This window comes from Ewingella sp. CoE-038-23, assembly GCF_040419245.1.
Classification (GTDB): Bacteria; Pseudomonadota; Gammaproteobacteria; order Enterobacterales; family Enterobacteriaceae; genus Ewingella; species Ewingella allii.
This window is the reverse complement of record NZ_JAZHOH010000001.1, coordinates 588,765-615,436: the sequence shown is the minus strand read 5'-3', so window position 1 is coordinate 615,436 and position 26,672 is coordinate 588,765. Positions and strand designations below refer to the sequence as shown.

Sequence of the window (26,672 nt, the reverse complement as noted above, 5' to 3'; positions counted from 1 at the left end):
CCAGTCATGCGCGATAGTCGCCCACAATTATTAGATGTTCTGTTTGACGATGCGTCTTCAGCGGATAAAAGTCCGTTGCGGCTTGTTCAGCAGCGGGCAGCGGCGTTATTAAAACTTAACCGCGCCGTGAAGAGTTTATTACCCACCCCCATGCGACCATGGTGTCGTGTTGGTAATTATCGACAAGGTATATTAGTACTTGAGATAGCAAATGCTAGCTGGATGATGCGGTTACGCTATGAACAACCGGCATTGCTCTCTGCACTTCGAGCGCAAATTCTACCATCATTGTCGTCAATCGACATCAGGATTAATCCATCGTTAATGGTGAAAATGGAAAATGCATCGCAGATTAGCGCGAAAGAAAGCGCGGTGAATTCTGATGAAAAACCGTTTAGACAGTTGAGTGCACAAAGTGCTGAGGAATTACGAGGTTTGGCGAGCAGAAGCCCGGAGAAACTGAGAAAGGCATTAGAACGACTGGCTGGATTGGCCGGAGAGGGTGCCAAAACAACCAGTCGTAATAAGTAATACCAGTACCGATTACGCCAATACTGTGGAAGGGGCTTTGAAAGCCAATGGCACTTCAGCTTCATCCTGGAAGGTAACGTATTCCCAGGCTTCCTGCTTAGCCAGTACCGCTTGCAGTAACTTGTTGTTCAGTGCATGACCAGACTTGTATGCGGTAAACGCACCAATAATGTTATGTCCACACATGAACAAATCGCCGATAGCATCGAGCATTTTGTGACGAACGAATTCATCTTCAAAACGCAGGCCATCTTCGTTAAGCACGCGGTAATCATCCACAACAATTGCGCAATCAAAGCTGCCACCCAGGCACAAACCACGTGACTGCAGGTACTCGATATCACGCATAAATCCAAACGTGCGGGCGCGGCTGATTTGGCGAACAAATGCTTCTGCGGAGAAGTTCATTTTGTAGCGCTGAGAACTCGCGTCAATGGCCGGATGATTAAAGTCGATAGTGAAGTCCAAAGAGAAACCATTGAATGGTTTAAATTCAGCCCACTTGTCGCCGTCTTCAACACGGACAGTGTCTTTAATGCGCAAGAATTTCTTGGCGCAGTTCAGTTCTTCAATACCTGCATCCATCAACAGATAGACGAAAGGTGCTGCACTACCGTCCATAATCGGCACTTCTGGAGCATCAACTTCGATAACGATGTTATCGATGCCTAAGCCTGCCAGCGCCGCATTAAGGTGCTCAACCGTAGAAATACGTACGTCATGCTCATTAACCAGGCAAGTACAGAGCATGGTATCACGCACGGATTTGGCATCTGCCGGGAAATCGACCGGTGGATTCAAGTCAGTGCGACGATAGATGACCCCGGTATTGGCCGGTGCAGGACGCAGAGTCAGGGTGACTTTCTTGCCGGTATGCAAACCGACGCCCGTCGCCTGAACGATACGTTTTAATGTACGTTGTTTGATCATCGTTTTTATCTCGCAATGTTGTCCATCCAACCGAGCCTATAATACATTAAGCTCGGCGGGACAGTTTAGCACAAAGAGCGGAGATCCTACAATTAGGACTAGTCTGCCTGCTTACGCAGGAAGGCTGGGATGTCCAAATAGTCAGGCTCTTTATTAGATTGCGTGTTCGGATCATTAACCACCTTCGCTGCTGGCTTAGTTTCCTGCGGCAGAGGCGACAGCCCGTGCTGCTGATAACGGTGATCCATAACTGGCTGGCTGGCTGGCTTGTTAGTGACCAGAGTGATTTCTGGGCGCTTATCCATGCCAATACCTGTTGCCACCACGGTGACACGCAATTCGTCATTCATTTCTGGGTCAAGTGACGTACCGATAACCACGGTCGCATTGTCAGAAGCGAAAGCACGGATAGTGTTACCCACGGTTTCGAACTCATCCAAACGCAGGTCGAAGCCAGCGGTGATGTTGACCAGTACGCCGCGAGCGCCGGATAGGTCGATGTCTTCCAACAGTGGGCTGGAAATTGCCATTTCGGCAGCTTCTTCCGCACGGTCTTCGCCACATGCCACACCAGAGCCCATCATGGCATAACCCATTTCTGACATCACGGTACGCACGTCAGCAAAGTCGACGTTCATCAGACCCGGACGGGTGATCAGTTCGGCGATACCTTGAACTGCACCTTTCAGTACGTCGTTGGCTGCACCGAATGCATCCAACAGGGAGATACCACGACCCAAGACTTTCAACAGCTTGTCGTTAGGAATGGTGATCAGGGAGTCCACGTGTTTGGACAGCTCGGCGATACCCTGCTCTGCAAAAGCCATACGTTTCTTGCCTTCGAAGTTGAAAGGCTTAGTCACGACGGCCACAGTCAGAATACCTAAATCTTTCGCTACTTCAGCGACCACAGGAGCTGCACCGGTACCGGTACCGCCGCCCATGCCTGCCGCGATGAAGACCATATCCGCGCCTTCAAGTGCAGCGCGCAGAGCTTCACGGTCTTCTTCAGCAGAGTTACGACCCACTTCTGGGTTCGCACCAGCACCCAAACCTTTGGTAATACCGCTACCGATTTGGATAGTCTGGCCTACAGCCGTTTTACGCAACGCCTGTGCGTCGGTGTTAACGGCAAAGAATTCAACACCTTCGATGCGCTCGCGCACCATGTGTTCTACGGCGTTACCGCCGCCACCGCCGACGCCGATGACTTTAATCACCGCGTCGTTGGTCAGTTCCATAGGTTCAAACATAGTTTCTCTCCGTTTTGTGCCTGTCGCTTCGAGATCGCAATTGCTAACAGCATGATCCCGTTTTTAAAACATTAAAACTCTTTTCTCAACCAGCTACTGATTCTCTTGAACCAGCTGCCCACTGAGGCGCGTTTTTCCACTTCAGCCTCACCACTTAGGTGAGACTCTTTCCCGTAGTGCAGTAGCCCTACAGCCGTTGAGTAGTAAGGTTCCTGCGCATAATCTGTCAGCCCGGTGATGTTCAGCGGTTGTCCAATACGCACCTGGGTATGGAATACCCGCTGCGCACAGGCTGCCAGACCATCAATTTGTGCTGCGCCGCCTGTAAGAACTATGCCAGCGGCCAGATGATGTTTTACGCCTTGCTGACGTAATTGCTCCTGCAATTGTAAAATTTCATCATTTACTAAATTCAGCAATTCCGTGTAACGCGGTTCAATCACCTCTGCCAGCGTCTGGCGCTGCAGGCTGCGTGGCGGGCGTCCGCCTACGCTTGGCACTTCGACATTTTCGTCTTTGCCAACAATTGAACCCAACGCACATCCGTGGCGTACTTTAATGGCTTCTGCGTCAGTCGGTGGTGTACCGAAGGCGTAGGCGATATCGCTGGTGACCACGTTACCCGCATAAGGAATAACCTTAGTATGACGCAGCGCGCCGCCGGTATAAACCGCGATATCCATGGTGCCACCGCCGATATCCACGACGCAAACACCTAATTCACGCTCATCTTCGGTCAGCACGGCATAGCTTGCCGCCAAACCGGCGAAGATCAGTTGGTCAACTTTCAGGCCACAACGTTCGACGGCTTTAACAATATTCTTAGCCATATCATTGTGGCAGGTTATTAAATGCACTTTTGCTTGCATTCTCACACCTGAAAGCCCCACCGGATTCTTAATCCCTTCCTGATAGTCGATGGCATATTCTTGCGGGATCACGTGCAACACGCGATGCTCATCGCGAACGCGGACCGACTTAGCGGTATGTACCACGTTCTCTACATCTTCCTGCGTTACTTCTTCTTCTGAAATAGGAACCATCCCTATTTCATTCTGACAACTGATATGTTTACCAGACAAAGCAAGGTAAACCGAAGAAATTTGGCAATCCGCCATTAATTCGGCCTGATCAATGGCGCGCTGTACGCATTTCACCACTGATTCGAGGTCGTTCACGCCGCCCTTATCCATGCCGCGTGACGGGCAGCTTCCCACACCGATAATATTGACCATGCCATCGGGCAGAACTTCCCCTACCAATGCGGCGACTTTCGCCGTACCGATCTCCAGCCCAACTACCAGTTTTCTGTCCGTCGACTTGATCATTGTTGTTTAGCCTGTGCCTGATTCTGTTGCTGATTACTGTTTTGCTGATCGATAAACTCTGGAGCCCAGCCGACCGATGCACCGGTGTCGTAACGTAAATCGACATAACTGATGCGTTTCTTATCGGTTTCGGCCTGTTGCTGAAGCTTTGGATAAAGGTCGATGAAACGCTGTAGGCGCCCCATGCGATCATCTCTTCCCAGCTCCAGCCGGATGTCGCTATCCAGAGTCACTTGCCACGAGTGACGAGCACTCATTGCCACTGATTTCACGGTGAACTTGGCCGCTGAAAGCGTCTGGCTCATCGATTGATAACCTTGCAAAACATCCTGTTCGCTGCCTTCCGGACCATAAAGCAACGGCATCTTCTGTTTGACTACTCGCTCGGCGGGTATGCTGAATGGTTTGCCGTCGGCATCGACCATATGCAAATCATTCCAATGTGCGACCGGCACATACTCCACCAGATGAATCTTCAACTCATTCGGCCATTGCTTGCGTACGCTGACCTGTTTTATCCAGGGTAAACGCTCTATCTGCTGCTGAATGACGTTCACATCCTGCGTCATGAACGTTCCTGGCGCACCTAAGGCCAGAATTGCCTGACGAATATCATCGTTAGTGGTGTAGTGGCGTTCGCCAGTGACCACTAACTGGGACAGAGGCAAACGATTTGCGTCCTGCATCCAGCCAATAACTGCCCATGCGCTCCATAAAACTGTACCTAGCACCATCAGCAGGAAGATGATTCCTGCTAATTGCCCGCCATTACTGCGACGACCGCCTTTGTTTTCAGCTGTCGCGCGCTCTCGTGCATTCAGTGCCGCTTGAGACATATCAGTCGGCCAGCTCCAGAATACGGACCACCAGCTGCGAGAAGCTCAAGCCGAACTGTTTCGCCGCCATCGGCACCAGACTGTGGCTGGTCATACCCGGGGAAGTGTTTACTTCCAACAGGTTGAAGCTGCCGTCGGCGTCTTGCATCACGTCAACTCGGCCCCAGCCGCTGCAATCGAGCGCGCGGTAAGCCTGTAACGCCAGTTCTGAAAGCTGCTCTTCTTGCTCGCTGCTCAAGCCGCTCGGGCAAAAATATTGTGTTTCGTCAGACAGATACTTGGCCTGATAGTCATAAAAGACGCCGGCTGGCTGGATGCGAATCGAAGGCATTACTTGGTCACCCAGAATCGCCACCGTGTACTCAGGGCCACTCAGCCACTTCTCCACCAGCACGTCGTCGTCATGGCGGAAGCCCTCTTCTAACGCAGGCAGTAACTGCTCGGCGGAAGTGACTTTGCTCATGCCAACGCTTGAACCTTCGCGGCTTGGCTTAACAATCAGCGGCAGACCTAAACTCGCGATTTTGTCGGCCAAAGCGCCCTGCCCTACTTCGCCCAGCTGTTTTTTATTCAGCGCGACGAAAGGAGCCACCGGTAAGCCCAAGGCTTGCCACACCAGCTTGGTGCGGAACTTGTCCATGGTTAAGGCCGAAGCCATCACGCCGCTGCCCGTATAAGGCAGGCCAACTTGCTCCAACAGGCCTTGCAGCGTGCCATCTTCACCGCCACGGCCGTGCAGCGCGATAAAGACGCGGTCAAAACCTTCGTCTTTCAGGCGAGTAACCGAAAACGTTTTGGTATCGACGCCGTGGGCATCAATGCCGGCTTCTTTCAGCCCAGCCAGTACGGCTGCGCCAGAGTTAAGGGACACATCGCGCTCTGCGGAAGTACCACCAAATAAAACCGCAACTTTATTAGCCATGATGTTCATCCCCTTTTTTCACCGGCTGTAATTTTTGATCAGCCAATTTGCGGGCCACTTTGCCGATGTTACCGGCGCCCTGCACCATAACCAGATCGCCGCCTTCAAGGATTTGCGACAGATTTTCTGGTACGGCATCAATATCAGACACCAAAATCGGGTCCAGCTTGCCGCGAGCGCGGATGGTGCGACACAGCGAGCGGCTGTCTGCTCCCGGAATTGGCGCTTCGCCAGCCGGGTAAACGTCGAGCATGATCAGCACGTCGACCTGCGACAGCACGTTAGCGAAATCGTCATACAGGTCGCGAGTACGGGTATAACGGTGCGGCTGGAAAATCATCACCAGACGCTTGTTTGGCCAACCCGCACGCGCTGCTTTAATGGTGGCATCCACTTCCGTTGGGTGGTGACCGTAGTCGTCCACCAGCATCGCGCTGCCGCTTTTCGCATTCACGTTCTCCAGCGAATATTCGCCGAGGAAGTCGAAGCGGCGACCCGTGCCTTGGAAACCGGCTAACGCGCGCAGAATGGCTTCGTCTTCAATACCCTCTTCTGTCGCCACGGCAACGGCCGCTGCGGCGTTCAGCGCATTGTGGCGGCCCGGCGCATTGAGCGTGACGCTAATCAATGGCTTATCCTGGCGACGAATGGTGAAGTGCCCTTGGGCGCCTTCCTGGTGATAGCTTTCGATAAAGACGTCGGCGTCTTCGCTAAAACCGTAAGTCGTAATATGGCGGCCAACGCGTGGCAGCAGCTCGCGGATCACCGGGTCATCAATGCACATTACCGCGCGCCCGTAGAACGGCAGGTTGTGCAGGAAGTTGATGAACGTCTGTTTCAGGTTCTCAAAATCACCCTGATAGGTGTCCATGTGGTCTGCTTCGATGTTGGTCACAATCGCCACCATCGGCTGCAAATGCAGGAAAGACGCGTCGCTTTCATCGGCTTCTGCAATCAGAAAACGGCTGGAACCCAGTCTTGCGTGAGTCCCTGCGGCTTTCACCAAACCGCCGTTTACGAAAGTCGGGTCCAGCCCGGCTTCGGCATAAATACTGGTGACCATCGCGGTGGTCGTGGTTTTACCGTGGGTTCCGGCGACGGCGATGCCGTGGCGAAAACGCATCAGTTCGGCCAGCATTTCAGCACGGCGAATCACCGGAATACGGGCTTCGCGCGCGGCAACAATCTCCGGGTTGTCGGCGGAAATAGCCGTCGATACCACGACGACGCTGGCGTCCAACACGTTTTCTGGACGGTGATTAAAGTAAATCTGCGCGCCCAGCTCGGTCAGCTGTTGAGTCACGGCATTGGGTGCCAAGTCGGAACCGCTAATCTGATAGCCTTCATTTGCCAACACTTCGGCGATACCACCCATGCCAGCACCACCGATGCCAACAAAGTGAATGTGCCGAACGCGATGCATCTCGGGCACGAAGGTACGTAGTTTCGCCAATTGTTGTGTATTCACGTTTTTCTTCACTATTTCCGGTTACTGATTAATCCGTTACTTACGGCTCGGACCGCATAAAAAGCGGCCCGTTCATATTCATTTTTCGCTGGCGGCAACCACTTCTGCGGCAACGCGCTCGGTGGCGTCGGGAATGGCTACCGCACGCGCGGCCCGCGCCATTTCCAGCAAGTGGGTTCTGTCCCAGCCAGACATCGCATCAGCCACCGCAGCGGCGCTGAAATTCGCCTGTTCGATAATTTTGGCTGCACCGGCTTTCTCCAGTGGCAGCGCGTTCCAATATTGCTGACGGTCTTTGTGCTGGAACGGCACGAAAATCGCGGGCAAGCCTGCCGCAGCGATTTCGCTGACGGTCAATGCGCCGGAGCGACACACCACCACGTCCGCCCACGCGTAGGCCTCGGCCATATCATCGATAAACTCGGTGATTTTATGCTGGGTCTGGCCGACTTTTTCATACGCCTGCTCGACAGTCCCCAGCGCGCCTTTGCCCACCTGATGCCACAGGGTGATTTTATCCCCCAGCAGCGCGGCCAGTTCCGGCATGGTTTGGTTCAGCACGCGCGCGCCCTGACTGCCACCCACCACCAACACGCGAATCGGGCCTTGACGATCCGCCAGACGCACATCCGGCAGTGGCAGCGCCAGCACGTCAGTGCGCACCGGGTTACCCACCACGTCGGCATTCGGGAATGCACCCGGGAATGCCTGTAATACTTTCTTCGCAATGCGCGACAACCAGCGATTCGTCAGCCCGGCGATACCATTTTGCTCGTGCAGCACCACGGGGATGCCGCAAGACCACGCCGCCAAACCGCCGGGGCCAGAGACGTATCCGCCCATGCCCAGAACCACGTCTGGCTGAAAACGACGCATGATGACTTTCGCCTGACGCCACGCATGATATATGCGAAGTGGCGCGGTGAGTTGCGCTTTCAGACCTTTCCCACGTAATCCGGAGATCTGAATGAAATCAATCTCGATGCCGTTTTTAGGCACTAAATCGGCTTCCATGCGGTCGGCAGTGCCTAACCAGCGCACTTCCCAGCCCTGCGCCATCAAATGATGTGCAACCGCCAGTCCCGGGAAAACGTGTCCGCCGGTACCGCCTGCCATCACCATTAAACGCTTGGTCTTGCCACTCATCGGGCACTCCTTACAAACGCCTGGGCTTTAGCCAGACGCGTTTCAAAATCTACACGCAGCAACAATACGATTGCCGTGGACATAATCAGCAAGCTCGAACCACCATAACTGATCAATGGCAGGGTCAAGCCTTTGGTCGGCAGCATACCCGCCGCGGCCCCGACGTTTACCAGCGCCTGGAAGCTAAACCACACGCCGATGGAGCAAGATAAAAAGCCTGAAAAACGCTGATCGATCTCTAAAGCGCGACGGCCAATCGACATCGCACGAAAAGCGACGAAGAATACCATTAACAACGCTAAAACCACACCGAAATACCCTAACTCTTCCCCTAAAATGGAGAAGATGAAGTCGGTATGTGCTTCCGGCAAATACTCTAGCTTTTGTACGGAGTTACCTAAACCCTGCCCCCAGAATTCACCGCGACCAAACGCCATCAGTGACTGGGTTAATTGGTAGCCACTGCCGAACGGATCGGCCCATGGATTCCAGAAGGAAGTCACGCGTCGCATACGGTAAGGTTCTGCCACGATAAGCAGCACCACCGCGAAGGCGCCGGAGCCGATAATCGCCAGAAACTGCCACATCTTCGCCCCGGCCAGAAACAGCATGGCAAGGGTGGTAATGAACAGTACCACCACGGTACCCAAGTCGGGCTGGGCCAGCAGCAGGACGGCAAGAATCACCATCACGCCCATTGGCTTACAGAAGCCCCAGAAGTTGCTTCGCACCTCATCAACCTTGCGCACCAGATAGCTGGCGAGATAGCAGAACAGCGACAGCTTGGAGAACTCCGCAGGCTGGATACGCAGCGGACCGAATGAGATCCAGCGCGATGCCCCGTTGACCGAGCTACCTACCACCAGCACCACCAGCAGCATGACGATGGAGATCAGCAGTAAAACGTTGCTGTACTTCTGCCAGACAATCATCGGCACGCGCAGCGTCACCAAAGACAGGCCGAAGGCCAGGCCGAGGTAAATCGCATCACGCTTGGCAAACAGGAAAGGGTCATCGGCCAGACGCTGGCCAATCGGCATGGAGGCCGAAGTCACCATTACAAAGCCGATAATCGCCAGACCAAAGGTCAGCCACAGCAGAGTTCGGTCATACAGCACCAGCGTGGTGGACTCGTTCTCTTTCGACCCCATCACCCAGTCATTAAATTTGCCCGCGAGGCTCAACCCTGGAATACGCATCAGCCAAGCTCCTTCGCGAGAGCAGCAAACAGGTCGCCGCGCTGTTCAAAGTTGCGGAACTGGTCGAGGCTGGCGCAAGCTGGCGACAGCAATACCATATCGCCAGCAGAAAGCTGTCCGCTAATGTGACGCATCGCCTGCTCCATAGTGTCGAAGGTGCTGGACACTTCGGGGCGCAGTTCAGCCAGCTCTGCGCCGTCACGGCCAAAGCAGTAGACGCGGATGTTGTCGCCTTGCAGATAACGCGCCAGCGGCGAGAAATCGGCTGACTTACCGTCACCGCCCAACAGCAGGTGCAGAGTGCCTTCTACTTCAAGGCCATTTAAGGCCGCTTCAGTGCTGCCAACGTTGGTCGCTTTGGAATCGTTAATCCAGCGCACGCCGTTATGCTGCCATGCCATCTGGAAGCGATGGGCAAGACCGGTGAAGTGGGTTAGTGCTTGCAAACTTGAGGATTGCGGCACGCCGACGGCATCCGCCAAAGCCAGCGCGGCCAGCGCATTGGTATAGTTATGACGCCCAGTCAGCGGCATCTCTTTGGTGTTCAACACCCGCTCGCCGCGCACGCGCAGCCAGATGTCATTCTGCTGGCGCGTGAGGTGGTAATCACCGACATCAACGCCGAAGCTCACACAGCGGCTGTCTGCGCCGCGAATAGGCATGGTCAGCGCGTCATCGGCATTCACCACGCACAGCTTGGCGTTCTCATACACTTTCAGCTTCGCGCCGCGATACTGCTGCAAACCAAACGGATAGCGATCCATATGGTCTTCAGTCACGTTGAGGATGGTGGCAGCAGCAGCCTGCAAGCTATGGGTGGTTTCAAGCTGGAAGCTGGAAAGTTCCAGCACGAACAGCTGGTAGTCCTGCCCCAGCATGCTCAGCGCCGGTAAACCGATATTGCCGCCGACGCCGACTTTCCAGCCCGCCGCCTTGGCCATTTCGCCGACCAGCGTGGTCACCGTGCTTTTACCGTTGGAACCCGTGATAGCCACAATCGGCGCCTGCACTTCGCGGCAGAACAGCTCGATATCGCCAACGACTTCGACACCGGCGTCAATCGCCGCGCTAAGCGCCGGGGTTGCCAATGCCATGCCCGGGCTTGCCACGATCAAATCGGCATCCAACAGCCAATCTTCATTGAGTGAACCAAGGTGACGCTCTACGCTGTCCGCCAGCTTATCCAAGCCCGGCGGGCTGACGCGGGTATCAATAACGCGAGGCGTTACGCCGCGCGCCATAAAGAAATCAACACAGGAGAGCCCGGTAAGGCCCAGCCCGATAATGACCACTTTTTTACCCTGATAGTCAGCCATAATTACCGTACCTTCAGCGTCGCCAGGCCAATCAGCACCAGCATCAGCGAAATAATCCAGAAGCGCACGATGACGCGTGGTTCTGGCCAGCCTTTAAGTTCGTAATGGTGGTGAATTGGCGCCATGCGGAAGATGCGCTGCCCACGTAACTTAAAGGAACCTACCTGCAAGATGACCGACAGAGTTTCAACCACAAACACCCCGCCCATGATCACCAATAAGAACTCTTGGCGCAGCAGCACAGCGATGGTGCCGAGCGCGCCACCCAGTGCCAGTGAACCCACGTCGCCCATGAAGACCTGCGCCGGATAGGTGTTGAACCATAAGAAGCCCAAACCCGCGCCGACAATGGCGGTACAGACGATCACCAGCTCACCCGCGTGACGCAGATATGGAATGTGCAGATAGTTTGCGAAGTTCATGTTGCCGGTCGCCCATGCCACCAGCGCAAAGCCTGCGGCAACAAACACGGTTGGCATGATGGCTAAACCATCAAGGCCGTCGGTCAGGTTGACGGCGTTACTAGTGCCGACAATCACGAAGTAGCTCAGCAAGATGTAAAGCAGGCCGAGCTGCGGCATGATGTCTTTAAAGAACGGTACAACCAGCTCGGTGGCCGGTGTGTCTTTGCCAATCGCGTACATGGTGAAAGCCACGGCCAGTGCGATCACTGACTGCCAGAAGTATTTCCAGCGAGCAATCAAGCCCTTGGTGTCTTTGCGCACCACTTTGCGATAGTCATCGACAAAGCCGACGATGCCGTAGCCGACCAGCACGAACAGCACGCACCAGACGTAAGGGTTAGACGGATAGGCCCACATCAGCACCGAAATGGTGATGGAGGTCAGGATCATCAATCCGCCCATGGTTGGCGTGCCGCGCTTACTAAAGTGCGACTCAGGGCCGTCGTTACGCACGACCTGGCCGAAAGACATTTTTTGCAGACGGGCAATCACGCGAGGCCCCATCCACAAAGAGAGGAATAATGCGGTCAGCAGGCTGACGATGGCGCGAAACGTCAGGTATGAAAAGACGTTGAAGCCGGAATAATATTTGACCAAATGTTCGGCCAGCCAAACTAGCATGTTGCATTCTCCTGTAACGCCCGTACTACCTGCTCCATGGCGGCACTACGTGAACCCTTAATTAAAACGGTGATGACCGCATGTTCTGACAGCAAGCTTGTTAAACGGGCCGTCAGGGCTGACTTATCTTGCAGATGTTCGCCACAGCCACTGGCGTCACTGATGGTTTTACTGGCGTTACCCACGCTGAAAACTTTATCGATGCCTGCTTCGCGGATGGCTTCACCCACTTCGCGATGGCAATTCTCGCTTTCTGCGCCTAGCTCGCCCATGTCGCCCACCGCCATCACGCGATAACCCGGCATTTCAGCCAGCGTCTGCGCGGCAGCCGTCATGGAACCCACATTGGCGTTGTAGCTGTCATCAAGCAGCGTTTTGCCTTCACTCAGAGCGATGGGGAACAGACGCCCCGGCACGGCTTGTAAAGTGGATAAGCCTTGGCGAACATTGTCTAACGTCGCGCCAACGGAGAGCGCCAAGGCCGCGGCGGCCAGCGCATTTGCAATGTTATGACGCCCCGGCAGCGGCAGAGAAACGTCCACCACGCCTTGCGGTGCATGCAGAGTAAACGCCGTTTTCAGCGGGCTTATCTCTACGTCTGAGGCATAAAAATCAATGTCTTCGCCAGCTTCCGGCGAGAAGCGCCAGACGGTTTTGTTATGCAGATGGCGCTGCCAGTGCGGCCAGTCGCTGCTGTCAGCATTGAGAATGGCGACGCCATTGGCCGGTAAACCTTCAAAGATTTCACCCTTGGCCTGAGCAACGCCCGCCAGTGAACCAAAACCTTCGAGGTGGGCAGCGGCGAGGTTATTGACCAGTGCAGTCTCAGGACGCACTAAATCGGTGGTGTAAGCAATTTCGCCGCCGTGGTTAGCGCCCATCTCGATCACGGCGAAATCGTGTTCCGCAGTCAGGCGCAACAGGGTTAATGGCACGCCGATGTCGTTGTTGAAGTTGCCTGCGGTATAGAGCACGTTGCCGCACTGGCGCAAAATCGCCGCAGTCATCTCTTTAACCGAGGTCTTGCCAGAGGAGCCGGTCAGGCCAACCACGCGGGCTGGAACCTGCTGGCGAACCCAGGCGCCAAGGCGGCCGAGCGCGATGCGAGTGTCGGCAACCACCAGTTGTGGAACGTCCACCAGTAAGCGCTTACTTACCAACAATGCCCCCGCTCCTGCGGCAATGGCATCAGCAGCAAAGTCGTGAGCATCAAATTTTTCGCCTTTGAGCGCGACGAACAGGCAGCCCGACTCAATTTTGCGGGTATCGGTCACCACGGCGTCAATCTGCGCGTCCGCGCCGATCAACTCGGCATTGATTTCGTTAGCCAGAGCCTGAAGGGAAACGCGGATCATGCGACTACCCCCAGTAAGCGGGCTGCGGTGGTGCGGTCCGAGTAGTCCAGACGCTGATTCCCCACCAACTGGTAATCCTCGTGGCCTTTACCGGCAATCAACACCACGTCATCTTCTGCGGCTTGCATGATGGCGCTAGTGACGGCTTCGGCGCGGCCATGAATCTCTAAGGCACGGCCCGCGTCGAGCAGCCCGGCAAGGATATCGGCCACGATAGCGCGCGGCTCTTCGCTACGCGGGTTATCGTCAGTCACGATCACGCGATCGGCGTACTGCTCGGCAATGCCACCCATAAGTGGCCGCTTACCTTTGTCGCGGTCGCCGCCACAGCCGAACACACACCACAGCTGGCCTTTGCAGTGCAGGCGCGCCGCGGCTAACGCTTTCTCCAGAGCATCCGGCGTGTGGGCATAATCCACCACCACCGTCGGCTTGCCCGGCGCATTAAACACTTCCATACGGCCACAAACCGGCTGCAACTGGGCGGAGGTTGCCAGCAGGTCTTTCAGCGGATAATCGAGGGAGAGCAGAGTCGCCAAGGCCACCAGCAGGTTGCTGACGTTGAATGCGCCCATCAGGCGGCTTTCAATCAGGCCTTCACCCCAGCTGGAATCAATGTTCACGCTGGCGCCGCCGTCGTGGTAATTCACGCTGCGAGCTGCCAACCAGCGCCCTTTCCAATCAGCCGGGATCTTATCTTCCATAGTGACGGCGATGGCGTCCGGTGACTTTTGCAGCCAGCGCAGACCCACTTCGTCGTCAGCATTAATGATTTTCTGCCCAACCTGATGCGATGCAAACAGCAGCCATTTGGCTTCTTCATAAGTTTGCATATCGCCGTGGTAATCCAGATGGTCACGGCTCAGGTTGGTAAAAGCAGCAGCGGCGAAGGGCAGCGCGGCAACGCGATGCTGAACCAAACCGTGGGAAGAGACTTCCATCGCGGCGAAGCTCGCGCCTTGCTTCACTAAGTCAGCCAGAACATGCTGAACCTGTACCGCGGAACCGGTGGTATTTTCCGCCGGAACCACATTATTCAGTAAACCGTTACCCACGGTGCCCATCACGGCACTGGTTTCGCCCAACAGCTGCGCCCACTGCGCCAGCAACTGGGTGGTGGTGGTTTTACCGTTGGTGCCGGTCACGCCGACTAATCGCAGGGATTTGCCCGGCTCGGCGTAGAAACGCCCGGCCATCTCGGACAGCAATAAATTCAGGTCATTCAGATAGATAACCGGTACGCCATGCATCTGGGATACCGCGCCATGCTCCTGTTCACCTTTAGCTTCGGCCACCACGGCAGCCACGCCTTGCGCGATTGCCTGTGGGATAAAACGACGCCCGTCGTTGCTATGGCCTGAAATCGCGACGAACAAGTCTCCGGCAGCCGCCACGCGGCTGTCTAAAACCAGTTCTTTCAGCGCTACGTCTGGGGCATCACTCACCCAGGGCGCTAGTAGGTCGCGCAAATTACGATCTGCCACCTGAAGCCTCTTTTTGATTGTTAACTATGTCGTCATTTTCGCTGACGGTTAGCGCGTCAGGCTCAATGTTCATGGTGCGTAATACGCCACCCATAATCGCCCCAAAGACCGGTGCTGAAATCGCACCGCCATAGTATTTACCGCCCTGCGGGTCGTTAATAACCACGACCAATGCAAAACGCGGATTACTCGCTGGCGCAACGCCGGCGGTGTAAGCGATATAGCGGTTAACGTATTTACCGTCCGGGCCAACCTTCTTCGCCGTACCGGTTTTAATCGCGATACGGTAGCCCTTGATAGCAGCTTTAACGCCACCACCGCCCGGCAGTGCAACGCTTTCCATCATGTGAACCACTTTACGCACCAGAGGTTCAGGGAAAACGCGTTCACCCGATACAGGAGGATCAACCTTAGTGATCGACAAAGGGCGATAAACGCCCAGGCTGCCAATCGTTGCATAGACACGCGCTAATTGAAGTGGAGTCACCATTAGCCCGTAGCCGAAAGAGAAGGTGGCCCTCTCTATGTCAGACCACCGTTGTTTTTTAGGGTATAAGCCACTGCTTTCTCCAACCAGCCCCAAATTGGTCGGTTTTCCCAATCCGAATCGCGAGTAAGTATCTACCAGCTCTGCGGACGGCATCGCTAACGCCATTTTTGATACACCGACGTTACTCGACTTCTGCAAGACACCCGTCACTGAAAGCTCCGGGTATCGGGCCACGTCTTTGATTTCGTGACCATTAACGTAGTACGGCAGGGTGTTAAGAACGCTGTTCTCTTTCACCACACCGTTTTTGAGCGCGGTCATCACCACCATAGGTTTGACGGTAGAACCCGGCTCGAAGATGTCCGTGATCGCACGGTTACGCATGGCTTCTTTTGGCGTATCCGGCAGATTATTCGGGTTGTAAGACGGGCTGTTAGCCATCGCCAGCACTTCGCCGGTCTGCACATCCACCAGCACGGCGGTGCCTGACTCCGCCTTGTTGAAGGCCACGGCGTTAGTCAATTCGCGATAAACCAGCGCCTGCAATCGTTCGTCGATGCTCAGTGCGAGGTTGTGCGCCGCCTGACTGTCAACGGATGAAATATCTTCAATCACGCGGCCAAAACGGTCTTTACGGATAGTCCGTTCGCCCGGCTTGCCGGTTAACCAGCGGTCGAAGCTCTTCTCAACGCCTTCAATACCTTGGCTGTCGATATTGGTCACGCCAATCACGTGAGCCGTCACCTGCCCTGCCGGATAGTAGCGGCGGGATTCCTGACGCAGCGAGATGCCGGGCAGTTTTAACTTGTGGATATACTCGCCAATCGAGGGATTCACCTGGCGCGCCAGATAGACAAAGCGGCCTTTAGGGTTGGCGTTGATTCGGGTAGAGAGTTGATCGAGGGGGATATTCAGGGCGTCGGCCAGCGCTTTCCAGCGCGTATCGACGGTGATCCCGCCGTGATCGTTAATCTCTTTAGGATCGGCCCAGATAGCATTGACCGGCACGCTGACCGCCAGAGGGCGTCCGGCGCGGTCGGTGATCATGCCACGGGAAGTTTCGATGGTTTGCACGCGTAAAGAGCGCAGATCGCCCTCTTTAACCAGCTTGTCGGGGCTGATGACCTGCAAGAAAGCCACTCGCAGCATCAGGCCCACTAAGGCCAGAAGAATACATCCGCACAGCAACGCAAAACGCCAGCTGATAAAGCTGGCTTGATCTTCAGGACGTTTTAACTTCGTTTTGCGCGCTGCTTTCATCTTTTACGAGTCTTCTCCATAAGCGTTTTAAGGTTGAACCACAATGTTTTCTTGTGATGGATCAACGTGCTGCATCTGCAATTTCTCCGTTGCGATGCGTTCCACCCGGCTATGATCGCCGAGGGCATTTTCTTCCAAAATCAGGTTGCGCCACTCAATGTCCAGCGCATCTCGTTCCAACACCAGCTGCTCTCTCTGTGCCGTCAATAAGCGCGTTTTGTGAGAGGTAGTGACCACAAATATGGCGCTGACCAACACGGCAATGAGCAAAAGCAGCGGAAGCTTGCCATTGCGTAGAATGTCACCCGCAATAACGCCAACCAGACCATGACGCTCATTACCAATCACGAGGCCGTTCTCGCGGCAAAACGCAGCACGGAGCTACGGGCACGTGGGTTTTCTGACACTTCAGCGTCCGATGGCATCATCTTGCCGATGGACTTCAACGAACGGCCGCCCAGCTCGGAGATTTGCGCTTCGGTCATCGGGATGCCCGCTGGAACCTGCGCACCACGGCTGTGCTGGCGAATAAAGCGTTTGACGATGCGATCTTCTAGCGAGTGGAAACTGATCACCGATAAACGACCGTCGGTTGCCAGGATCTCCAGCGCGCCGTCGAGTGCGCGTTCGATCTCTTCCAACTCACTGTTGATGTAAATACGGATTGCCTGGAAGCTACGGGTTGCCGGATGCTTGTGCTTCTCGCGGAATGGCGAAGCGTTAGCGATCAAATCCGCCAGCTCTTTGGTGCGCGTCATCGGCTGCTCGCGGTTGCGCTCAACGATGGCACGGGCAATACGCTTAGCAAAACGCTCTTCACCAAAGGTTTTCAGCACCCAGGTAATGTCTTCTTCTTCGGCCTTCATCAGCCATTCTGCGGCGGAATAGCCACGCGTTGGGTCCATACGCATGTCCAGCGGCCCGTCACGCATGAAGGAAAAACCGCGCTCGGCGTCGTCCAACTGCGGAGAGGAAACGCCTAAATCCAACAGCACGCCGTCGATCTTGCCTTCAAGACCAAGGTCTTTGACGTAAGTCGCTAAGTCGGAAAACGGGCCATGAATAATTGAGAAACGCGGGTCTTGAATGGATTCGGCGGCTTTAATCGCCTGAGGGTCTCTATCGATAGCGAGCAGGCGCCCGTCCGGCCCAAGTTGGGACAGAATCAGACGCGAATGGCCACCACGGCCAAAAGTTCCATCAATGTAAATTCCGTTTTCACGAATGTTCAGGCCGTTTACGGCCTCATCCAGCAAAACGGATGTGTGCTTAAAATTTTCAACCATGCTTATAGTGACAAGTCCTGTAATCGGTCAGAAAGTGGTTCCTGAGACGACTGTTCAGCGTCAATGTCTTCCTTAACTTGTTGATACCAGGTCTGTTCATCCCACAGTTCAAACTTGTTGAACTGCCCAACCAGCATCACTTCTTTGGCAAGCCCGGCGTGTTGGCGCAATGTAGTTGCAATCAACAGTCGCCCAGCGTTATCCATCTGACATTCACTTGCATGGCCCAACAGCAGGCGCTGAATACGGCGCTCAACGGGGTTCATACTCGACAGACGGGACAATTTTTGTTCGATAACTTCCCATTCGGGCAGGGTGTAAAGGAGGAGGCATGGGTGATGGAGGTCTATGGTGCAAACCATTTGACCTTGCGATTCTTCGCTCAGCAAATCCCGATATCGGGTGGGTACGGCAAGTCGCCCTTTGCTGTCGAGGTTAACCATCGTCGCGCCACGAAACATGACCGATCTACCCCTCTATGACCCTTTTCACCACTTTCCTCCACAAATTCCCACATAAAAGAGTTTACGGATGGTATTAAAACCTTGTCAAGCCAGAGCAGAGGCGGTTTGGCATTATTTCGCGGGCGTCGAGGAGCCTTATCGCAAGGGAGTAAGGATTTTTAGTAGCGGAATAGAAAATAACGTCATGATTAGTTGAGGAAATTTCGTAGTGAAAATAATTATGATTAAAAAAAAATCAAATTGAACATTATTTAACTATTTATATTCTTCTGCTAACGATCTCTCAGTTCTTAACCTCTCCATCATCAAAAACAGAATCTTGATTCGTTTTAAGATGATTACTGCTAAAACACGATTACTCTTGTTGCCAGCCCGCATGCTGCAAGCTTTTGTCCCTTTTTAGGGCCTTTACAAATTAAACAGAAAATCGGCCGATAAAAATTGAGGCGGGAATTCTACAGCACTTTTAGCGCCAGTATTAACGTATTTAAAAATTGATTTAGCGGTTTATATCAGCCAGAAAAGGCAGCAAAACATTTCCTAATAATTCAATGCGTAGGAAATGTCCCAAAATACCCATTTAAACGTTATGGGCTAGTTTTGCGGCATATTTTTGCGAGGAGAATGACAAAGATAAGTAAGTCGCGGGTTTAGCGAATCCAAACCCGCGTTGAAGATTATTTTCTGCTCAAACGCCCACGGCGGAACAGGTTGCGGCGAATTCGAGTCAAACCGGCTTTCGGTTTTTTTGGCTCATCGAGACAGGCCAGCACCAGCTCTAGTACACGCTCGGCCACGTCGCGGTGGCGCTGCGCCACGGCCAGTACCGGGCAATCTAAGAAGTCGAGCAGCTCATTATCACCAAAGGTGGCGATGGCTAAATCCATCGGCAAACGCCCTTCCCGCTTCAGGGTGACATCCATTACGCCCTGCAACAGCTGGAACGAGGTGGTGAACAGCGCCTGCGGCATAGGATGGGTTTTCAGCCACTCGGCAAACGCCAGCGCTGCTGATTCACGGTCATAAGCATTGGCATAGAGGTACTGCGGCTCACGAGCATCATCGGCCCAGGCCTGACGGAAACCTTGCTCGCGCAGGAAGCTGACGGAAAGCTCTGGCAGCGCGCCGAGATAGAGAACCGATTCAGCCGGAAACGCGCGAAGCTCCTGCGCCAGCGTAAAGGCGTCTTCCTGATCGGCCCCCACCACGCTGATGAAATGTTCAGGGTCGAGGGCGCGGTCGAGGGCAATAATGGGGAAGTCATCATTGGCCCAGCGCTGATAGAACGGGTGCTCCGGCGGCAAGGAGGTGGAAATAATGATGGCATCGACCTGACGCTGCAACAGATGCTCCACGCAGCGCATTTCGTTGTCTGGCTGGTCTTCGGAACAGGCGATCAGCAACTGATAGCCACGCTGGCGCGCCTGACGCTCGAGGTAGTTAGCAATTTTGGTGTAGCTGGTATTTTCCAGATCGGGGATCACCAAACCAATGGAACGGGTTCGGCCCGCGCGTAGCCCGGCGGCGACGGCGTTAGGGTGGTAGTTATGTTCCTTCACGACAGCCATGACTTTTTCAACTGTCTTATCGCTGACACGATACTGTTTCGCTTTGCCGTTAATAACATAACTGGCAGTGGTACGCGAAACGCCCGCTAACCGCGCGATTTCATCCAGTTTCACCGAGAAAACCCCTTACATAACTCATTAAGTGAAGTGCAGCACGCCTTGAAATGGCCGATTTTAACGACTGGCGAGGCAATGACTGCTGTCCGTTGGCAATTCAGCCGCCGTGCGAAAAGCGACGTGAATGACGAAATGATTAAATAAACTTGTCTTTATCTAACCGCAGAAGACCCTGTTGAGCAAGGTGTTTTACCGAATCGCTTCACCTGAAGGATTACAGAAGGCAGGACCTTCGCCGTGAGACGAAAGACAAAATAAAAGCCCAACCGGAGTTGAGCTTCTGAGCAGCACATGATTCATCGGGCCAGAACAGCCCCCATGATATCAAGGATTAACGCATGACTTTGTCACCGCGAGAGACGCCAACCACGCCAGAACGCGCGACTTCAACGATTTCCGCCACTTCACGCACCGTTGCCAGGAAGGCGTCTAGCTTGTCGCTGGTTCCGGCCAATTGCACGGTATAGAGGGTCGCCGTGACGTCAACAATCTGACCACGGAAAATCTCAGTGGAACGTTTCACCTCTTCACGCCCGTAGCCCGAGGCTTGCAGCTTAACCAGCATGATTTCGCGCTCAACGTGCGCGCCCTGCACCAGCTCGTTGACGCGCAGAACGTCCACCAGCTTATGCAGCTGCTTTTCAATCTGCTCCAGCACCTTGGCGTCGCCCACGGTTTGGATGGTCATGCGCGACAGCGTTGGATCGTCGGTCGGCGCTACGGTCAGACTTTCAATGTTGTAGCCGCGTTGGGAGAACAGGCCGACGACGCGTGACAAAGCGCCTGATTCGTTTTCGAGCAATACTGATAAAATCCGGCGCATGATTAGGTCCTCTCCGTTTTGCTTAACCACATTTCGTCCATCGCACCGCCACGGATGTGCATCGGGTAAACGTGTTCTGTTTCATCCACGCTGATATCCACGAATACCAGACGGTTTTTCTGATCCAATGCCTGCTGCAATTTGCTCTCCAGCTCATCGGCGGAGCGAATCGCAATACCCACGTGGCCATAGGCCTCTGCGAGTTTGACGAAGTCAGGCAGAGACTGCATGTACGACTGCGAATGGCGGCCGGAGTAGATCATGTCTTGCCACTGTTTAACCATGCCGAGATAACCGTTGTTCAGGTTAACCACAATCACTGGCAGGTCGTATTGCAGCGCGGTAGACAGCTCCTGAATGTTCATTTGGATACTGCCGTCGCCGGTCACACAGATAACGGTTTCTTCCGGCAGGCCGAGCTTCACGCCCAAGGCCGCAGGCAGGCCGAAGCCCATGGTCCCCAGACCACCGGAGTTAATCCAGCGGCGCGGCTTATCAAACTGATAATAGAGCGCGGCAAACATCTGATGCTGGCCGACGTCTGACGTCACGTAGGCATCGCCCTTGGTCAAACGATGCAGAGTTTCGATAACCGCCTGAGGCTTAATCGTGCCGCTGTTTTTATCGTAGCCGAGGCAATCTTTCGCGCGCCACTGCTCGATGCTCTGCCACCAGTCGCGCAGCGCGTCGTACTCTTGTTTCTCATCGCTTTGCGCCAGCAATTCCAGCATCTGCTCCAACGTCTGCTTGGCATCACCCACGATAGGGATATCCGCGCTCACCGTCTTCGAGATAGAGGTCGGGTCGATATCGATATGCATGATGGTGGCGTTCGGGCAGTACTTGGCCAGATTGTTGGTGGTGCGGTCATCAAAACGCACGCCCACGCCGAAGATAAGGTCGGCATTGTGCATAGTCATATTGGCTTCGTAGGTGCCGTGCATCCCCAGCATACCCACGCTTTGACGGTGAGTGCCTGGGAAAGCGCCAAGGCCCATCAGCGAGCTGGTCACCGGCAGATTAAGCTTTTCGGCCAGCTGTAACAGCTCGGCGCTACATGCAGAGTTAATCGCACCGCCACCGACATACAGCACCGGCTTCTTCGCCGCCAACAGGGTTTGCAGCGCGCGTTTAATCTGCCCACGGTGGCCTTGCACCGTCGGGTTATAGGAGCGCATGGTGATTTGCTCAGGGTAGGAATAGGGCAGTTTTACCTGCGGATTGACCACATCTTTAGGTAAATCAACCACAACCGGACCGGGACGGCCAGTAGAAGCGAGGTAAAACGCCTTCTTCAATACCGTCGGAATATCTTCCGCGTGCTTCACCAGGAAGCTATGTTTCACTATCGGGCGGGAGATCCCCACCATGTCGCATTCCTGAAAAGCGTCATAGCCAATCAGCGAACTGTGAACCTGGCCTGATAACACCACCAGCGGAATGGAATCCATATAGGCCGTCGCAATGCCGGTAATGGCATTGGTCGCGCCCGGGCCGGAGGTCACTAGCACCACGCCAACGTCGCCCGTTGCGCGTGCATAACCGTCAGCCATATGAACAGCGCCCTGCTCGTGTCTAACTAGCACATGATCAATCCCGCCGACCGTGTGCAGGGCATCATAGATATCCAACACCGCTCCGCCGGGATAACCGAATACGTGTTTAACGCCCTGGTCGATCAACGATCGGACGACCATCTCGGCTCCTGACAACATCTCCATGGTTTTGCCTCCAGGCTTTTTGTTTCTATAGGATGACTTATTTTAATAAGAGTCTTTTTATAAGAGAGCTGCCCGGTGAATAAACAACTCAAAGGAAAATGGAATTCATTTCCATCGTCCGGGTAAGAGGGCTTAGCCCTGCTGTTCTTATCTTATGACGTAAATGTAACTCAATACCTTAGCGTCTGAATTTCGGTCAAGCAAACGGCAAAATACCGCTGCCGTGGCCACTATTTTGTGTCGCGCTGCAGGCCTTATCTAGAGCGAGACAAAACACTACACAAAGCAGACTACTACTCAGGAATATCAGGAAGGGGGAATAAATTACAGCATTAAATTATGACAACATTCTTGTTCCACTAGATGGGAATAGGCATAAAAAAGGCGGATTTGAACAGAATCAAAAAACAGACGGCCCGCCGCAAAGTCTGCCGCGGGCCAGAAGTGTGACCCTAGTCACAATAGAAGGCATCAATCTCTTTTTTATAGCGCTCGGCGATAATCTTGCGGCGAATTTTCAGCGTAGGGGTCAGCTCACCCGCCTCCATGGTGAAGGGCGTGGTCAGCAGCGCAAACTTCTTCACCTGCTCATAACTTGCCAACTCGTGCTGGATCTGTCGAACGCGATAAGTGAAGAGCGACAGGATCTGCTCATTTTTCAGCAGCCCTTCGCGGTTGAAGTAATCAATGTGGTGCGCCTGAGCATATTCACTCAGCGCGTTGAAGTCGGGAACAATCAGCGCCGAGACAAAATGCTTGGCATCGGCAATCACCGCCGCCTGCTCAATATAACGGTCCTGCACCAAAGTTCCCTCAATGCGCTGTGGAGCAATGTATTTGCCGCCCGAGGTTTTCATCAGATCTTTTAGGCGTTCTGTAACAAACAGGTTGCCCTGCTCATCCATTTTCCCCGCGTCGCCGGTTTTAAACCAGCCGTCGGCTGTAAAGCTCGCCGCCGTCTCTCCCGGCTTATTAAAGTAGCCGCGCAGCAGAGTCGGCCCGCGAACCTGAATCTCATTCTCTTCGCCAATGCGAATTTCCACCTTGGGCAGCGCCGTGCCTACTGAGCCAAACTGGAAATCGTTCTCCTCCCAGCAACTGACCGTGGCGCAGGTCTCGGTCAGGCCGTAGCCATATTTGATCTTCAGACCAATGGACTCGAAAAACAGGATCACATTGTCATCTAAGCTTGCTCCGGCGGCGGGCAGGAAACGCACATTGCCGCCGAGCAGGCCGCGTAGCTTGCTCAGCACCAGTTTGTCCGCCAGCGCGAACTGGCTTTTTTGCCACCATGACTGCGATTCGTGCTTTCTGGCAGCCAAAAACTTCTCTCGCCCTTGGGCCATCGCCCAGTGAAACAGCTTTTTCTTCACCAGCCCGGAGTGCGACACGCTCTGATTAATGGCGCTAAAAACCTTTTCGTAGAAGCGCGGAACGGCGCACATCACGGTAGGTTTGACAGCAGACAGCGCCTCGCGGACTAAATCCGTCTGGCGCAGATAAACATTCTGCGCGCCGCTGTGCATCACAAAGAAGCTCCACGCGCGTTCGAAAACGTGGGCCAGCGGCAGGAAACAGAGCGAGATATCGTCCCGAGTAAGGCTGAGGCGGTGGTCATGCTGTTGCAGCTGGGTGGCGATGCTGAGGTAGTCGAGCATCACCCCTTTTGGCTCGCCGGTGGTGCCCGAGGTATAAATCAGGGTAAATAGATCTTCAAGGCTGCGCTGCTCTAGGCGCTGTTCAAGGCTTGCGCGCGAACTCGGGTCGGGCGTTTCAAGCCAGCTAACGTGGCGAGCAATGGGCGCGTCGCGCAGATTCACTGACTCATCCAGCACCAGAATATGCTCCAGCTGCGGGCAAAGCGCCTGTAAAGCCAGCGCGGCGTCGAACTGACTTTGCTCGAGCACAAACAAAATGCGAATGCCGGCATCATTAACCACATAGGCCGACTGCGCCGGGGTGTTGGTAGCGTAAAGAGGAACGGTGATAGCCCGAATTTGCAACAGCGCCAAATCAGCCAGCGTCCACGCCATGGCGTTACTGCCGCAAAGCGCCACCCTCTCCTGCACCTCGACGCCCAAACGCAATAAGATGCCGGAAAGCCGGTCTATCTTCTCACCGGCTTCACGCCAGGTGAGGGAGTGCTCTTTTTCCGGCGACCATTCCCGAAAAGCAATGTTGTCAGGCTGCGATGAAAGTTGGTATTGAAAGCGTGAAACCAAATGGAAGTCAGTAAGAGTTGTCGTCATAACCCGCAAACCTGAAAGATGAAGAGACAGTAAGCGGCAGTGGCCACCAGTGGTGGCATGAAAATTGCTTACCGTTATTAACAATTCGCGCAGTCTACCGAGGGATGGTCAGCAGACAAACAAATTATTATTCAAGAATGGCAGGGAAATGAGAAATGACCAAAAGCGGTGAAAGAAAATGTTACCAATTCCGCAGGGGAAAAGTCGCCAGCAACTGCCACTTTCCATGCAGAGTAAAAAACTATGTTGAGAAACAAAACCAGTGATTGCATCTATTTTGAAGGGGGAGGAACCCGCGTTTTTTGAAATAAAACAGGGTGAGTCGGTTTCCTCCCTGAACCCGCACTGGCTTAGGGGCTATAGGGCGGCGCTCTCTTCTAGAAGAGTTTTTAGCCACATATTCCCTTTGTCTTTACTGGATGATTCGTGCCAGGACAAATAGCAAGGCAGTTTATTTTTCAACCATGGCACAGGGATAATATTGAGATTTAAAATTCCCGCATTTGCATGAGCTAACCAACTTGGTACCAAGGCAACCATTTGGGTGCGGGCAACAATATTCATCACGCTATTAAGGTCAGTTCCCTGAAACGCAATTAAAGACTGTATTTCAGAAGAGTCATAATAAGGTAAATAGAATGAGTGGCGATCTAACATAACCACCGCATGTTGTTCTCGGAGATATCTTTCGTCAGGCATGTGCGGGCTAATTCGCGGGTGGTTCTGCGCGCAAACTAAAACCAGCTCATCAGTGAATAATTCCTGATTACAAAAATCGCTGCCCTCAAAGCGGCGATAGCTAATAACAAATTCGATATTTTGATAACGCAGCTGATGCTCAATATTATCTGGGACTATCGTCTGGAATTTGATCCCCAAGGAGGAGGTGACATCCTCAAGATTGTTGAGAATATTCGCGGTAAGTCTGATATCCAGAGGGCTACAGAGCGCGACGTTAAATTGGCGGTTACTGGTTCTGACGTCAAAACCCGCGCCCGGCAGCTCATTCATGACAATTTGCAATGCCTGGCGAATAGGGCCAAAAAGTTGTTTCGCTCGCGTCGTCGGCTGAATACCTCTTCCGTACCGAACAAAGAGATCGTCATTGAACATAATCTTTAAACGCGACACCGCGTTACTTACCGCAGGCTGTGACATCCCCAGCAACTCAGAGGCGCGGGTAATATTCTGTAACTGCATCACAGCATCAAATACGGTGAGTAAATTAAGGTCTGCGTTACGCAAACTTCCTGCGGCATTGGTGGTATCTTGTTGCTCGTCGATTAAATTAACAGCCATAATTCCCCCGAAGTCTTTTAAAATAAAAAATCAATAATTACTTGTTTTTAAGCTTTGCTTATTAACCAGAACAATGACAATAAAACAGGCGTCTTTATAAGGGGAATGATTATAAAAATGCCAATACCTTATGAAGACTCAAGTGATATTAAAAATGAATTAATTTCTATCATTCATTATTTAAATCGAATGATATAAAACTACAAAATAGATATCCTCACAATATACGAAAATAGAATTATTAATTAAGTAATTCGCAACAAGACCCAACTCTATGATTTTCAATTAAAATAGCCTAAAAACGCGCGCTTAATCAGTTAAGAAAGCCGGATGTTGGCCATTTGGTTGAAAATCAGCGTGTCAAAATCGATTACTTCGGCCAATAAGTATTTAGCAGAATTTTTCACCAAATGAGAGTCAATCTCATCCATTGCTAATTAAATAGTGAAGCTATTCCAACGGTTGACACGCCACGCACATTCACGTATCAATTTAGGCAACGGTTAAAACAACCTCCGATTCAACACGAAATTTAAGAGAAG

22 protein-coding genes are annotated in these 26,672 nt (G+C 53.5%); 1 reads left to right on the top strand and 21 read right to left on the bottom strand.

From position 1 onward, the window contains the following. Positions 1-6 precede the first annotated feature (6 nt). Entirely contained in the window at positions 7-531 is a 525-nt protein-coding gene (locus tag V2154_RS02955; RefSeq protein WP_353500997.1) for a DUF721 domain-containing protein, read from the top strand. 12 nt (positions 532-543) lie between these two features. Here V2154_RS02955 and lpxC read toward each other — a convergent pair whose 3' ends face one another. The 21 genes from lpxC to leuO form a co-directional block, all read right to left on the bottom strand. Beyond that, on the bottom strand, positions 544-1,461 hold the full coding sequence (lpxC, locus tag V2154_RS02950) for a UDP-3-O-acyl-N-acetylglucosamine deacetylase (protein ID WP_185688570.1): 918 nt from the start codon (positions 1,459-1,461) through the stop codon (positions 544-546). A gap of 98 nt (positions 1,462-1,559) precedes the next feature. Next, positions 1,560-2,714 (bottom strand): cell division protein FtsZ, encoded by a 1,155-nt coding sequence (ftsZ, locus tag V2154_RS02945; protein ID WP_034787181.1) that lies wholly within the window; start codon positions 2,712-2,714, stop codon positions 1,560-1,562. A gap of 71 nt (positions 2,715-2,785) precedes the next feature. Continuing rightward, positions 2,786-4,042 (bottom strand): cell division protein FtsA, encoded by a 1,257-nt coding sequence (gene ftsA / locus V2154_RS02940; RefSeq protein WP_034787178.1) that lies wholly within the window; start codon positions 4,040-4,042, stop codon positions 2,786-2,788. Then, entirely contained in the window at positions 4,039-4,878 is an 840-nt protein-coding gene (gene ftsQ, locus V2154_RS02935; RefSeq protein WP_034787176.1) for a cell division protein FtsQ, read from the bottom strand. Before ftsQ ends, ftsA begins: the two co-directional genes overlap by 4 nt. 1 nt (position 4,879) lies before the next feature. Then, on the bottom strand, positions 4,880-5,800 hold the full coding sequence (locus V2154_RS02930) for a D-alanine--D-alanine ligase (RefSeq protein WP_353500996.1): 921 nt from the start codon (positions 5,798-5,800) through the stop codon (positions 4,880-4,882). Further along, positions 5,793-7,268 carry a UDP-N-acetylmuramate--L-alanine ligase gene (gene murC, locus V2154_RS02925; protein WP_353500995.1) on the bottom strand — a complete coding sequence of 492 codons (1,476 nt, stop codon included), beginning with the start codon at positions 7,266-7,268 and terminating at the stop codon, positions 5,793-5,795. The genes V2154_RS02930 and murC overlap by 8 nt, the downstream gene beginning before the upstream one ends. Positions 7,269-7,346: 78 nt before the next feature. Then, positions 7,347-8,414, bottom strand: a complete 1,068-nt coding sequence (gene murG, locus V2154_RS02920) for an undecaprenyldiphospho-muramoylpentapeptide beta-N-acetylglucosaminyltransferase (RefSeq protein ID WP_353500994.1) — start codon at positions 8,412-8,414, stop codon at positions 7,347-7,349. Beyond that, complete coding sequence (gene ftsW / locus V2154_RS02915) at positions 8,411-9,613, bottom strand: cell division protein FtsW (protein WP_185688573.1); 1,203 nt, start codon at positions 9,611-9,613, stop codon at positions 8,411-8,413. Before ftsW ends, murG begins: the two co-directional genes overlap by 4 nt. Beyond that, positions 9,613-10,929 (bottom strand): UDP-N-acetylmuramoyl-L-alanine--D-glutamate ligase, encoded by a 1,317-nt coding sequence (gene murD, locus V2154_RS02910; RefSeq protein WP_353500993.1) that lies wholly within the window; start codon positions 10,927-10,929, stop codon positions 9,613-9,615. Before murD ends, ftsW begins: the two co-directional genes overlap by 1 nt. Before the next feature lie 2 nt (positions 10,930-10,931). Further along, positions 10,932-12,014: a phospho-N-acetylmuramoyl-pentapeptide-transferase gene (gene mraY, locus V2154_RS02905; protein WP_034787164.1), complete on the bottom strand. Its 1,083-nt coding sequence runs from the start codon at positions 12,012-12,014 to the stop codon at positions 10,932-10,934. Further along, positions 12,008-13,369: a UDP-N-acetylmuramoyl-tripeptide--D-alanyl-D-alanine ligase gene (gene murF / locus V2154_RS02900; protein ID WP_353500992.1), complete on the bottom strand. Its 1,362-nt coding sequence runs from the start codon at positions 13,367-13,369 to the stop codon at positions 12,008-12,010. The genes mraY and murF overlap by 7 nt, the downstream gene beginning before the upstream one ends. Then, positions 13,366-14,853, bottom strand: coding sequence for a UDP-N-acetylmuramoyl-L-alanyl-D-glutamate--2,6-diaminopimelate ligase (gene murE / locus V2154_RS02895; protein ID WP_185688576.1), 1,488 nt, complete (start codon positions 14,851-14,853; stop codon positions 13,366-13,368). The genes murF and murE overlap by 4 nt, the downstream gene beginning before the upstream one ends. Continuing rightward, positions 14,840-16,603, bottom strand: a complete 1,764-nt coding sequence (locus V2154_RS02890) for a peptidoglycan glycosyltransferase FtsI (RefSeq protein WP_100938078.1) — start codon at positions 16,601-16,603, stop codon at positions 14,840-14,842. The genes murE and V2154_RS02890 overlap by 14 nt, the downstream gene beginning before the upstream one ends. 27 nt (positions 16,604-16,630) lie before the next feature. Continuing rightward, positions 16,631-16,951, bottom strand: coding sequence for a cell division protein FtsL (ftsL, locus tag V2154_RS02885; protein ID WP_353500991.1), 321 nt, complete (start codon positions 16,949-16,951; stop codon positions 16,631-16,633). Then, positions 16,948-17,889: a 16S rRNA (cytosine(1402)-N(4))-methyltransferase RsmH gene (gene rsmH, locus V2154_RS02880; protein WP_353500990.1), complete on the bottom strand. Its 942-nt coding sequence runs from the start codon at positions 17,887-17,889 to the stop codon at positions 16,948-16,950. The genes ftsL and rsmH overlap by 4 nt, the downstream gene beginning before the upstream one ends. A 2-nt stretch (positions 17,890-17,891) precedes the next feature. Then, a complete protein-coding gene (gene mraZ / locus V2154_RS02875) occupies positions 17,892-18,350 on the bottom strand; it encodes a division/cell wall cluster transcriptional repressor MraZ (protein ID WP_034787151.1) in 459 nt (152 codons plus the stop codon). Between the two features lie 680 nt (positions 18,351-19,030). After that, positions 19,031-20,035, bottom strand: coding sequence for a catabolite repressor/activator (gene cra / locus V2154_RS02870; RefSeq protein ID WP_034787149.1), 1,005 nt, complete (start codon positions 20,033-20,035; stop codon positions 19,031-19,033). A 334-nt stretch (positions 20,036-20,369) separates the two neighbouring features. Continuing rightward, on the bottom strand, positions 20,370-20,861 hold the full coding sequence (gene ilvN / locus V2154_RS02865) for an acetolactate synthase small subunit (RefSeq protein ID WP_034787147.1): 492 nt from the start codon (positions 20,859-20,861) through the stop codon (positions 20,370-20,372). A 2-nt stretch (positions 20,862-20,863) separates the two neighbouring features. Then, positions 20,864-22,582, bottom strand: coding sequence for an acetolactate synthase 3 large subunit (gene ilvI, locus V2154_RS02860; RefSeq protein ID WP_353500989.1), 1,719 nt, complete (start codon positions 22,580-22,582; stop codon positions 20,864-20,866). A 452-nt stretch (positions 22,583-23,034) separates the two neighbouring features. After that, entirely contained in the window at positions 23,035-24,831 is a 1,797-nt protein-coding gene (locus V2154_RS02855; RefSeq protein WP_353500988.1) for an AMP-dependent synthetase/ligase, read from the bottom strand. 357 nt (positions 24,832-25,188) lie between these two features. Then, complete coding sequence (gene leuO / locus V2154_RS02850; RefSeq protein ID WP_353500987.1) at positions 25,189-26,130, bottom strand: transcriptional regulator LeuO; 942 nt, start codon at positions 26,128-26,130, stop codon at positions 25,189-25,191. Positions 26,131-26,672 lie beyond the last annotated feature (542 nt).